The sequence below is a fragment of the Serratia montpellierensis genome (assembly GCF_020858655.1).
Classification (GTDB): domain Bacteria; phylum Pseudomonadota; class Gammaproteobacteria; order Enterobacterales; family Enterobacteriaceae; genus Serratia; species Serratia montpellierensis.
In genome coordinates this window covers 493,993-506,130 of sequence record NZ_VOSN01000002.1, presented here as the reverse complement: position 1 = coordinate 506,130, position 12,138 = coordinate 493,993, and the positions used below count along the sequence as shown (strand labels likewise).

At 61.1% G+C, this 12,138-nt stretch carries 9 protein-coding genes and 1 pseudogene; 5 read left to right on the top strand and 5 right to left on the bottom strand.

The features are described from left to right. Positions 1–5: 5 nt before the first annotated feature. Positions 6–1,355 (bottom strand): 23S rRNA (uracil(1939)-C(5))-methyltransferase RlmD, encoded by a 1,350-nt coding sequence (rlmD, locus tag FUU19_RS03580; RefSeq protein ID WP_230489612.1) that lies wholly within the window; start codon positions 1,353–1,355, stop codon positions 6–8. Positions 1,356–1,421: 66 nt separating this feature from the next. On the opposite strand from rlmD, the gene barA reads away from it, so the two are divergent. Beyond that, positions 1,422–4,148 (top strand): two-component sensor histidine kinase BarA, encoded by a 2,727-nt coding sequence (barA, locus tag FUU19_RS03575; protein WP_197833329.1) that lies wholly within the window; start codon positions 1,422–1,424, stop codon positions 4,146–4,148. 68 nt (positions 4,149–4,216) lie between these two features. Here barA and degP read toward each other — a convergent pair whose 3' ends face one another. Both degP and dgt read right to left on the bottom strand, forming a co-directional pair. Further along, on the bottom strand, positions 4,217–5,656 hold the full coding sequence (gene degP / locus FUU19_RS03570) for a serine endoprotease DegP (protein ID WP_141970935.1): 1,440 nt from the start codon (positions 5,654–5,656) through the stop codon (positions 4,217–4,219). Positions 5,657–5,836: 180 nt separating this feature from the next. Further along, positions 5,837–7,354: pseudogene (dgt, locus tag FUU19_RS03565) on the bottom strand (dGTPase). Positions 7,355–7,483: 129 nt separating this feature from the next. On the opposite strand from dgt, the gene mtnN reads away from it, so the two are divergent. The 4 genes from mtnN to FUU19_RS03545 all read left to right on the top strand — a co-directional run bounded on the left by mtnN (position 7,484) and on the right by FUU19_RS03545 (position 10,055). Beyond that, positions 7,484–8,185, top strand: coding sequence for a 5'-methylthioadenosine/S-adenosylhomocysteine nucleosidase (gene mtnN / locus FUU19_RS03560; protein WP_230489611.1), 702 nt, complete (start codon positions 7,484–7,486; stop codon positions 8,183–8,185). 22 nt (positions 8,186–8,207) lie between these two features. Then, positions 8,208–8,993, top strand: a complete 786-nt coding sequence (btuF, locus tag FUU19_RS03555) for a vitamin B12 ABC transporter substrate-binding protein BtuF (protein ID WP_230489631.1) — start codon at positions 8,208–8,210, stop codon at positions 8,991–8,993. After that, complete coding sequence (locus FUU19_RS03550) at positions 8,993–9,607, top strand: TRIC cation channel family protein (protein ID WP_141970939.1); 615 nt, start codon at positions 8,993–8,995, stop codon at positions 9,605–9,607. The genes btuF and FUU19_RS03550 overlap by 1 nt, the downstream gene beginning before the upstream one ends. 199 nt (positions 9,608–9,806) lie before the next feature. Continuing rightward, on the top strand, positions 9,807–10,055 hold the full coding sequence (locus FUU19_RS03545) for a hypothetical protein (RefSeq protein WP_141970941.1): 249 nt from the start codon (positions 9,807–9,809) through the stop codon (positions 10,053–10,055). A gap of 58 nt (positions 10,056–10,113) precedes the next feature. Here FUU19_RS03545 and erpA read toward each other — a convergent pair whose 3' ends face one another. Then, entirely contained in the window at positions 10,114–10,458 is a 345-nt protein-coding gene (gene erpA, locus FUU19_RS03540) for an iron-sulfur cluster insertion protein ErpA (protein ID WP_004932708.1), read from the bottom strand. Positions 10,459–10,547: 89 nt separating this feature from the next. Then, positions 10,548–11,987, bottom strand: a complete 1,440-nt coding sequence (gene clcA / locus FUU19_RS03535) for a H(+)/Cl(-) exchange transporter ClcA (protein WP_230489610.1) — start codon at positions 11,985–11,987, stop codon at positions 10,548–10,550. Positions 11,988–12,138 lie beyond the last annotated feature (151 nt).

Below are 12,138 nucleotides of genomic sequence, written 5' to 3'. Positions count from 1 at the left end.
TCTCCCTACTTTGCAGCGACCTCTGGCGCACGCTCGTTGATAAACAGCGCCATTGATTCAAGATGCCCCGAGTGCGGAAACATATCCAACATCCGCACGCGCGCAAGACGATAACCGGCGCTCAACAGCACTTTGCTGTCGCGAGCCAGCGTGGTGGGGTTACAGGAAACATACACCACCCGCGCCGGCGCCAGTTTTACAATGTGTGACATCACCCCGGCCGCACCGGCACGGGCGGGATCCAGCATCACCTTATCAAACCCTTGTGCTGCCCAAGGTTGCCGTGCAACGTCGTCCTCCAGATTCTCGTGGAAGAACGATGCATTATTCAGCTTATTCTTATGTGCATTATATTGCCCATTCGCTACCAGCGTGGCAACACCTTCGATGCCCACCACCGCAGCGGCCCGGCGCGCCAACGGCAGGGTGAAGTTACCCATGCCGCAGAACAGGTCCAGCACCCGATCATTGGGTTGAATATCGAGCCATTCAAGGGCCTGCGCCACCATTTGTTGGTTTACGGCGTCATTGACCTGAATAAAGTCGCGCGGGCTGAAGTCTAAGCGTAGCCCGTCAACCTGATAATACGGCGTGTCACCGCACAGTTTCTCCACGCGATCGCTGTCCGGCGCCAGATAAACGGCGACGTTTTCCCGCTCGCCAAACGCCAACAGCGCCTGCCGATCCGCCTCTTTCAACGCGTCGAGATGGCGCAGCACCAGCAGCGGGCCGTTATCCGCCAGTACCAGCTCCACGTGCCCCAGCCGCCGTACCGCCTGCAACCCGCTCAGGCAGGCGCGCACCGGCGCCAGCAGCTGTTCCAGCTCCGGCCGCAGCACCGGACAGTGCTCCACCACCACCAGCTCACTCGAGGCCGCCTGTCGAAAGCCCATCATCAGGCGCTGCAACTTCGGCTGCCACGCCAGGCTCAGGCGGGCGCGGCGGCGATAACCGTATTCCGGGCCGGCGATCACCGGTTCCTGCTGCGGGGTCACCCCGGTTTCGCGGGCGATCATGCGCACCAGCGCCGCCGCCTTGCTCTGCTGCTGCAGTGCCTCATCCGCATGCTGCTGCTGGCAGCCGCCGCACACGCCGAAATGCGGACAGCGCGGTGCCACCCGCTGCGGGCTGCGGCTCAGCAGGCGCTTGAGCTTGCCTTTGGCGAACTGGCGCTTGTCTTCGGTCAGCTGGATTTCCGCCTGCTCGCCCGGCAATACGCCCGGCACGAACACCGCTTTGCCGTCGTGGCGCGCCACGCCCTGGCCGAAAGGATCGAGATCGCTCACCGTCACGGTGAAGATTTGTGAGCTCTGCCGGGTCGTCACGCGGCGTTTGGGAGAGTAGAATTGCGCCATATTTGTCGATTGTGTGCTGGTTCATTAAGCTAGTGTCAGCTGTCAATTCTCCCACATTGGAATCCCATGACCAAATACAGCCTGCGTGCGCGCATGATGATCCTGATTCTGGCCCCGACCTTGCTGATTGGTTTGCTGCTCAGCACCTTCTTCGTGGTGCACCGCTATAACGAGCTGCAGGAGCAATTGGTCGACGCCGGCGCCAGCATCATCGAGCCGCTGGCGGTGGCCAGCGAGTACGGCATGACGTTCCGCAGCCGCGAATCGGTCAGGCAGTTGGTCAGCCTGTTGCACCGCCGCCATTCGGACATCGTGCGTTCGATCACCGTGTTCGATGCGCAGAACAATTTGTTCGTCACCTCCAATTATCACCACAACTTCGCTCAGCTGCAGCTGCCGAAAGGCGTGCCGTTGCCCACCGAGCTGATGCTCACCCGACGCGGCGATTCGCTGATCCTGCGCACGCCGATCCTGTCGGAAAACCAATATCCGGATGAAACCGCCGACGGCGGCAGCCACCCCGACAACAACCTGGGCTATGTGGCGATCGAGCTGGATCTGCAGTCGGTGCGGTTGCAGCAATATAAAGAGGTGTTCGTCTCCACCCTGCTGCTGTTGCTGTGCATGTGCATCGCCATCCTGTTTGCTTACCGGCTGATGCGCGACGTGACCGGCCCGATCCGCAACATGGTGAACACCGTCGACCGCATCCGCCGCGGCCAGCTCGACAGCCGCGTGGAGGGCTACATGCTCGGCGAGCTGCACATGCTGAAGAACGGCATCAACTCGATGGCGATGTCGCTTACCGCCTATCACGAAGAGATGCAGCAGAACATCGATCAGGCCACCTCCGACCTGCGTGAAACGCTGGAGCAAATGGAGATCCAGAACGTCGAGCTGGATTTGGCGAAAAAACGCGCGCAGGAGGCAGCGCGCATCAAGTCCGAATTCCTGGCCAACATGTCGCACGAGCTGCGTACTCCGCTCAACGGCGTGATCGGCTTCACCCGTCAGATGCTGAAAACCGATCTGAGCGTGACCCAGACCGATTATTTGCAGACCATCGAACGCTCGGCCAACAACCTGCTGACCATCATCAACGACGTGCTGGACTTCTCCAAGCTGGAGGCCGGCAAGCTGGTGCTGGAGCATATTCCTTTTGCCCTGCGTGAAACGCTGGACGAAGTGGTGGTGCTGCTGGCGCCCAGCGCCCACGACAAAGGGCTGGAGCTGACGCTGGATGTGCACAACGACGTGCCGGAGCAGGTGATCGGCGACTCGCTGCGCCTGCAGCAGATCATTACCAACCTGCTGGGCAACGCCATCAAGTTCACCGAAACCGGCAATATCGACATTCGCGTCGAGCTGCGCAAACAGCTGGATCGCCGGGTGGAAGTGGAAGTGCAGATCCACGACACCGGCATCGGCATCTCCGAACGCCAGCAGTCACAGCTGTTCCAGGCATTCCGTCAGGCGGATGCCAGCATCTCCCGCCGCCACGGCGGCACCGGGCTGGGGCTGGTGATCACGCAAAAACTGGTGAAGGAGATGGGGGGCGATATCTGCTTCCACAGCCAGTTGAACCGCGGCTCGACCTTCTGGTTCCACATCACGCTGGATCTGAACGAGGGCATGCTGTCGCTGGCGCCGAGCCTGCCGGATCTGAGCGGCAAAACGCTCGCCTATATCGAGTCCAACCCGACGGCGGCGCAGGCGACGCTCAACATGCTCAGCATCACACAGCTGGTGATCACCCACTCGCCGACGCTGGGCCAGTTGCCGCCAGGCCACTATGACTTCCTGCTGGCCGGCGTGCCCATCCCGTTCCGCGACAACATGGCGCAGCACGAAGACAAATTGCTGGCGTCGCTGAAGCTGGCCGATCGGGTGATTCTGGCGCTGCCGTGCCAGGCGCAGATCGACGCCGAGCTGCTTAAACAACAAGGCGCGCTCGGCTGCCTGATCAAGCCGATCACCAGCACACGACTGTTCCCGCTGCTCCGGATGGAAGCGCCAGCACGTCTCACCGCGCAGCCTGAGCGTAAACGCCTGCCGCTGACCGTGATGGCGGTGGACGACAACCCGGCCAACCTGAAGCTGATCGGCACGCTGCTGGGGGAACAGGTAGAAAAAACCCTGCTGTGCGAAAGCGGTGAGGAAGCGCTGGCGCTGGCGCGCGACAACGTGCTGGATCTGATCCTGATGGACATTCAGATGCCGAAGATGGACGGCATTCACGCCAGCGAGCTGATCCGCCAGCTGCCGCATCACAACTCCACGCCGATCGTCGCCGTTACCGCCCATGCCGCCAGCGGCGAGCGCGAGCACCTGCTGCAGGCCGGGATGGACGACTATCTGGCCAAACCGATCGACGAGAAAATGCTGACCCGCGTGCTGTCGCGTTACCACAGCGGCGGCGTGGAAAACGCCGTCGCCGACGACGCGCCGCTGTCGCTCGACTGGCCACTGGCGCTGCGTCAGGCGGCCAACAAACCGGACCTGGCGCGCGATCTGCTGCAAATGCTGCTCGATTTCCTGCCGGAGGTGCGCGAACGGGTACAGGCGCTATTGGAGGGGCAACACGACGACGAGATCCTCGATCTGATCCATAAGCTGCACGGCAGTTGCAGCTACAGCGGCGTACCGCGCCTCAAGCAGCTGTGTTTCTACCTCGAGCGGCAGCTGCGCCAGGGCATCACCAACGACGAACTGGAGCCGGAGTGGCTGGAGCTGTTGGATGAGATTGAACTGGTGATCCACGCGGCGCGCGCGCATCTGGCGCAACCCGCCTGAATCCTCTGGCCATAACGCAAAAAGGCACGCCATAGCGTGCCTTTGTTTTTTTTAACGCCCGACGCTTATCACTGTGCCAGCAGGTAAAGCTGGCTCTCCCCGCGCTGAATATTCAACGCCAGCACCGACGGCTTGCTGTCGAGGATTTTACGCAGCTCACCCAGGTTCTGGATCGGCTGCTGGTTCACGCCCAGGATCACGTCGCCCTTTTTCAGGCCGATGCGCGCCGCGGCGCTGCCGGCTTTCACGCTGTCAACCTTGACACCCTTCACGTTGCCGACCTGGGTGTTGCTCAGCTCGGCGCCTTCAATGCCGGTGTAGATATTGCCCGAGGCCACCTGGGTCTGCGCGCTTTGCTCCAGCGTGACGTCAATCGTTACCGGCTTGCCGTCGCGAATAATGCCCAGCGACATCTTGCTGCCGACCGGCAATGTACCGATCTCCGCCCGGAACGAGGCGAAGCTGGAGATGGCCTTGCCGTTCATGGTGACGATCACGTCGCCGGCCTTGATGCCCGCCTTCGCCGCGGAAGACTTCGGCATCACCTGGCTGACGAAGGCCCCGCGCTGCGCGTCAACCTTCATCGCCTTGGCCAGCTCGGAGTTCAGCTCGGTACCCATGATGCCCAGTTCGCCGCGTTTCACCTGGCCATATTCGACCATTTGCGCCGTCAGGTTTTTCACCATGTTGCTCGGAATGGCGAAGCCGATACCGATGTTGCCGCCGTCCGGCGCCAGGATCGCGGTGTTGATGCCGATCAGCTCGCCGTTCAGGTTAACCAACGCACCGCCGGAGTTACCGCGGTTAATCGCCGCATCGGTCTGGATAAAGTTTTCGTAGTTTTCGATGTTCAGGCCGCTGCGCCCCAGGGCGGATACGATACCCGATGTGGCGGTTTCACCCAGCCCGTACGGGTTACCGATCGCCACGGTGTAATCGCCGACGCGCAGCTGATCGGAATCCGCCATCTTGATCGCCGTCAGATTCTTGAAGTCTTTCAGCTGGATCAGGGCGATATCGGAACGCGGATCCTTGCCGATCACCTTGGCGTCGAAACGGCGGCCATCGCTCAACTGCACCTGGATCTTGTTGGCGTTGTCCACCACGTGGTTATTGGTCACCACATAGCCCTTGGCGGCATCGATAACCACCCCGGCGCCCAGCGCCTGGAATTTCTGCTGCGTGCCCTGCGGCTGGCCATCCGGCCCAGGCTGTTCGCCACCCTGACACATCGGTGAGCCCTGGAACGGCGAACCGTCCTGGCAGAACGGCGAATCTTCGCCGAAGAACTGTTGGAATTGCTGCGGCATGCGCGGCGTATTAACCGTGGTGCTGCCCTCAACGTTAATGCTCACCACGGAAGGCATTACCTTTTCCAGCATCGGTGCCAGGCTCGGCAGCTGTTGGGTGCTGGAAGAGGCGGTTTCAGCGGCGCTGGCCGTCGTCGGACCCATCGCCATACCGATACTGAATGCCAGTACGCTCAGAACTAATGCGGTTTTTTTCATCTGTGTGTCTCTTATAAAGTCGTTCAAAAAGAATGGCTGTCTTGCGTGCTTATTCAGAGTTAATTAATAGCCCGAAGTTCCGGCACAGATGATTGGCAATAGTAAACAAATATTGTCCGTCTTTACAAAACTCGAGACAGCCAACCGGTTGGAATTGCTGATAATTATTCTTCAGCTCAATTATTCCGCCGCCATCAATCGACGATATTCATCATAGGCGTAAAGGTCGGTCATTCCGCTGATATAGTCCTGCAATAAACGCGCGCGGAAATAATATTCCCGAATGGCTTGCTGCTCCGGCGATAAATGCTGCAGCCCTTCTACCGCCTCCGCATACGCCAGCCGATGCTTGGTGGACAGCTTGTGGAATAGGCGTGTTTCAATCGGATAAGCGCGATGGCTGTCCTCGCGCACCAGCTGGCTGAAGTCCGCCAGCTACATCGCCAACAGCGGGCTGTAAATGTCCAGCAGGCCGCTGATCACCCGATAGCCTTGCAGCTCGAGCTGCTCGACCTCAGGGTGGTTGAACACGTGCTTGAACGCCACATTTTTAAATATCTTCAGCAGCCGATAGGCCGGGCTGGAATCCTCCAGCAGCGCCTGATTGAAACTGCCTTGATAGACCGCGTCCAGATTGTCGATAAAGCGCTGCGCCGCATGCGGCACCAGCCGCGCCACGGTAAACACCCGCAGATACATGAAGAACTGATCTTCCGCGCTGCGCCGCGCGCCGCCGCGATCGATCTTGCGAAACGCGCTGGCGACGGTCTTGTCGAACAGATCGCCCGGCACCACCTCGCCCCACTCCTGAATCAGGTGCTGATACAGCTGCTCGACGGTGAAAATGCTCTTCTCCACCGCGTCTTCCAGATCGGCCACGCAGTACGAGATATCGTCGGCGGCTTCCATAATATAGGTCAGCGGGAAACGATCGAACTCGCCCATGTGCAGCTCGCGCCGCAACCGATCGACGAAGGCCTCTTCCGCCAGATAGTAGCCGGGCTTTTTCATCAGGTAACTGTGGCTGGCAGGGATGTCGCTCGCCCAGTAGGCCGGGCGGGTGTATTTCAAAATGCAGCCGACCTGCGCGTAGGTCAGGTTGAGCTTGAGCAGGCTGTACACCATGCGGATCGCCTGGGCGTTGCCCTCGAAGTGGCTGAGATCCTGACGGATCCGGCTGCGCAGCCGGTTCAGATCGCTCTCCCCTTCATGCAGGCGCAGCGTCACCACCTGGCAGCGATCGTGGCTGCCCGGCTCACTGCCGCAGCTGGCGGGATCGAGCCGCTGGGCGAACCAGTCGTTGATCGCCGACTCGCCGAAGTGTCCGAACGGCGGATTGCCGATGTCGTGCATCAGACAGGCCATTTCCACGATGCTTTCAAACGGATCGAGCAGCCGGGTCAGGCCGAGCTCATCAATTCTCCCCGCCTGTTTGAAGCGATTGAGGATCTCTTTGGCGATGTGGCGTCCAACCTGCTGCACCTCCATCGAGTGCGTCAGGCGGCTGCGCACCGCCGCGTTGCGCTCCAGCGGAAACACCTGGGTTTTTTGCTGCAGACGGCGAATGGCGGCCGAGTTGACGATGCGCCCGCGATCGCTCTCGAACTGCCGCACGATGTCGTACTCTTCCTCGGCCTCGATCGGTTTGCTGAAAGGCCGTTGAAAGCTGATTTTTTGCTTGAAGTCGATCCCGGACATCTGTTTCTCCGCCGTTGCGCCCTGCCCCCGTGATAACAATTCCCGGCGGCGGATGCAACGCATTATCTCTGATACACAGCCATGATAGACTATGCCGCAATTCTCACGGCCAATCAGCGAGTATTATTTATGAAAGTAGGCATCATCGGCGCAATGGAGCAGGAAGTTACCCTGCTGCGCGATCAAATCGAAAACCGTCAAACTATCCAGCGCGCGGGCTGCGAAATCTACACCGGCCAGATCGGCGGCGTTGACGTGGCCCTGCTGAAATCCGGCATCGGCAAAGTCTCTGCGGCCATGGGCACCACCCTGCTGCTGGAACACTGCAGCCCGGATCTGGTGATCAACACCGGTTCCGCCGGCGGCCTGGCCAGCACCCTGCACGTGGGCGATATCGTGGTGTCGGAAGAAGTGCGCTACCACGACGCCGACGTCACCGCCTTCGGCTACGAGCCGGGCCAGATGGCCGGCTGCCCGGCGGCGTTCGTCGCCGACGACGCGCTGATCGCGCTGGCGGAAAGCTGCATCAAACAGCTGGAGCTGCACGCGGTGCGCGGCCTGATCTGCAGCGGTGACGCCTTCATCAACGGCGCCGAGCCGCTGGCGCGCATCCGCGCCACTTTCCCGCGCGTCGCCGCCGTGGAAATGGAAGCCGCGGCGATCGCCCACGTCTGTCATCTGTTCGGCACGCCGTTCGTGGTGGTGCGCGCCATTTCCGACGTCGCCGACAGCGAGTCGCACATGAGCTTTGACGAGTTCCTGGTGGTAGCGGCCAAGCAGTCTACGCTGATGGTCAATGCCATGCTGCAAACCCTGGCCAAGCGCGGTTGATGTGAGGCTGCGCTTCACCTCGATGCTCTGTCTGTTGGCGCTCTGGCTGGCCCTGCCGGTCGGCGCCGCCCAGCGGGTGATCAGCCTGGCGCCCAACGCCACCGAACTCGCCTATGCCGCCGGCATGGGCGATGTGCTGGTGGCGGCGAGCGCCTATTCCGATTATCCGCCGCAGGCCGCCAAACTGGAGCAGGTGGCCTCCTGGCAGGGCATCAACCTGGAGCGGGTGCTGGCGCTCAAGCCGGATCTGATCCTCGCCTGGCGCGGCGGCAATCCGCAGCGCGTGCTGGATCAGCTCGCCGCGTTCGGCATCCCGATTTTCTATGCGGACGCCGACACCCTCGAAGGGATCGCCGGCTTGCTGGATAAGCTGGCGCAATACAGCCCGCACCCGGATCAGGCGCATCAGGCGGCAGACGACCTTCGCCGCCAGTTCGCCGCTCTCAAGCAACAATACGCCGCTAACTCGCCACGGCGCGTGTTGCTGCAGTTCGGCACCCAGCCGCTGTTCACCAGCGCCGGCGCCACATTGCAGAGCCAGGTGCTGGCGCTGTGCGGCGGGCAGAACGTCTTCGCCGACAGCCGCACCCCTTGGCCGCAGATCAGCCGCGAGCAGGTGTTGGCGCGCCAGCCGCAGGCCATCGTCATCACCGGGGGCGCGAAAGAAGCCGCCAATGTGAAAGCCTTCTGGGCCCCGCAGCTGCAGGTGCCGGTGATCGCGCTGAACGAAGACTGGTTCAACCGCGGCGGGCCGCGCATCCTGTTGGCGGCGCAGCAGCTGTGCCGCCAACTGGCGGAGATCCGCTGATGCTGGTGTTCTGGCTGGATATTCTCGGCACCGCGGTGTTCGCCGTCTCCGGTGTATTGCTGGCCGGCAAGCTGCGCATGGATCCGTTCGGCGTGCTGGTATTGGGCGTGGTTACCGCGGTCGGCGGCGGCACCATCCGCGATATGGCACTGGCCAACGGTCCGGTATTCTGGGTCAAGGATCCCACCGATCTGGTGGTGGCGATGATCACCTGCATATTGACGCTGCTGCTGGTGCGCCAGCCGCGCCGGCTGCCGAAGTGGGTGCTGCCGGTGCTGGACGCCGTCGGGCTGGCGGTGTTCGTCGGCATCGGCGTCAACAAGGCCTTCGCGGCCGGCACCGGCCCGCTGGTGGCAATCTGCATGGGAGTGATCACCGGCGTCGGCGGCGGCATTATCCGCGACGTGCTGGCGCGCGAGATCCCGATGATCCTGCGCACCGAAATTTACGCTACCGCCTGCATCATCGGCGGCATCGTGCACGCCACGGCGTTTTACACCTTCCACATGCCGCTGCAACAGGCCATGATGCTGGGCATGATCATCACCCTGACCATTCGGCTGGCGGCCATCCGCTGGCACCTCAAACTGCCCGCCTTTATTCTCGAACGCTGAGCCGTCGCCCTGCGGGGCGACGCTTGGCAACGCCGCACCAGGTGATTTATTAGACTATTAACGGGGTTAATGGTATTATTTTCGACCAAAAAATAGCGTAGTGACGATGTAAAATTCTGTTATCCGCAGGTTAATCCCTTCCCCGCGCTGTTAAGACTTTTAACTTTTTGCCGATAAGTCATCACAAGATGGCTTACGGATGACTATTCCCGCAATGATGAAAAAAATTCTGCTTGCCTGCTGTGGCACCCTGCTGAGTGGCGCCGCGTATGCCGATGCCGTCAGCGGCCAGATCGGCGTTACCCTGACCATTGAACCGCAATGCGCCGTGCGCCTCGAGGCCACCGCCCCACAGGCCGAATGTAGCCACGCGACGGCGCAGCCGAACATCATCCGCACCCCACCGACGCAGGAGAACGGTGCGGAAGTGATCCTCGTGGAATGGTAGGCATAAAAAAAAACCCGCCGGCCGTAAGGCGAGCGGGTTGATGTTCTGACAGGCAAACTCAGATGCTGAACGACGAACCGCAACCGCAGGTGGTTTTGGCATTCGGGTTGGTCACCACGAAGCGCGACCCTTCCAGCCCTTCGGTGTAGTCCACCGAACCGCCAACCAGATACTGCAGGCTCATCGGATCGACCACCAGCGCCACGCCCTGCTTCTCGATGGTCATGTCGCCATCGTTGACCTTGTCGTCAAAAGTGAAGCCGTACTGGAATCCGCTGCAGCCGCCGCCGGTAATGTAAACCCGCAACTTCAGGTTCGGGTTTTCTTCGTCAGCAATCAGGAACTTAACCTTGTTTGCTGCTGCCTCGGTAAATTGCAGGGGCAGTGCCGTTTGATCACTCATACTCTTTACTCCCAACATTGTTCAGCATCAGATCGCTACTATGGCTGCCTGATTAATATTAACGATTATCCGATACCTGAGTGTTGCGTTCAAGTATTCACCGCATTTGTTGTATTTTCCTTACCTGTTTTCTCCGCCGCTTCCCGTGCCAGCTGCGCCTCCTGCCTTTGCAGCGTGCGAGCCAGGATCGACGAATACAGCGGCTTGCCACCGAGCAGCTGCGCCACTACCGTGGCGCCGAGGCAGGTGATAATCATCGGTAAAATGAGTTGGTAGTTGTCGGTCATTTCCAGCACCAGCACGATGCCGGTCAACGGAGCGCGCACCGTGGCGGCGAACAGCGCCCCCATACCGGCGATGGCGAAGGTGCCAGCCTCGATGCCGTATTGCGGGAACAGATGCGTCCCGGCCAGCCCGAAGGCGGTGCCGAACAGCGTGCCCAGCGCCAGCATCGGCGCAAAGATGCCGCCCGGCGCGCCGGAACCGAAGCACAGCAGCGTGGTGAAGATGCGGGTAATGAAGATAAACATCAACATGCCGACGCTGTAATTGCCCGCCGCGGCGATCGGGATCAGCCCAAAGCCGCCACCCGCCGCCTCCGGCTGGATCAGCCCCAGAATGCCGCACACGCCGCCGAGCAGCCCACCCATCAACAAGATATTGCGCATTCTGCCGCCGTGCAGGCGCGCGAACATGTCTTGGGTGCGGAAGATCAGCGCGTTGAACCCCACGCCCACCGCGCCGAATATCGCCCCCAGCACCAGATAGAGCCACAGGGTGTTGATGGGCGCCGAAGAAAGTTTGTCGACCGCGATCACCGAGCCCTGGCCGTTAAACAGCTGGAACACCACGCTCGACATGATAACGCCGATAAACACCGCTTTAATCGAGATCAGGTTGTAGCGGAACTGCGGCCGCATCTCTTCGATGATGAACAAGATGCCGGCCAGCGGCGCGTTGAACGCGGCGGACAACCCGGCGGCGGCCCCGGTCGCCAGCAACGTATGACGCGCCTCGGCGCCGCGAATGCGCAGCACGTCCAATACCATACGCCCGACGTTGCCGCCCATTTGCACCGTGGGCCCTTCTCGCCCCAGCACCATGCCCGCTCCCAGCGTGCCCATGCCGCCGATGAATTTCACCGGAATCACGCGCCACCAGCGCACCGGCCGCAGCTCCTCCAGCGCGCCTTCGATCTCCGGAATGCCCGAGCCGCCCGCCTCAGGCGCAAAGCGCCGCACCAGGTAATAGCCCAGCGCCGCCAGCGCGGCGGACAGGATAAATGCCAGCGGCCACACCAGGAGCCAGGAGTCGGCGACCTGCGCCAACGAAGCCAGCCGCTGCTGCTGCACCCACTCCACCGCCTTATCGAAAGCCACGCCGAGCAAACCGGCCAGCGTCCCCACCAGCGCGGCCATCACCAGGATCGCCACCGGGGTTTTATCACGGCGAATAAACTGACGCACCGCATCGCTGCGGCTAAGACGCGGGCTCAGCGTCCCGACTGGCTGTGATTGTGTTTCCGTCATCGCGAGTAATTCGTCAGGTAATTTGTAATACAAATAGGCAAGGCGGTTATTCTACCCCAACCCGGTGGCGGGCGCTGCCGTTAATGGTATCTGACTGTGATCGTTTCATAACGCGGCGCTCTCCTCTAGAATAGCGCGGTCAAATCATTCA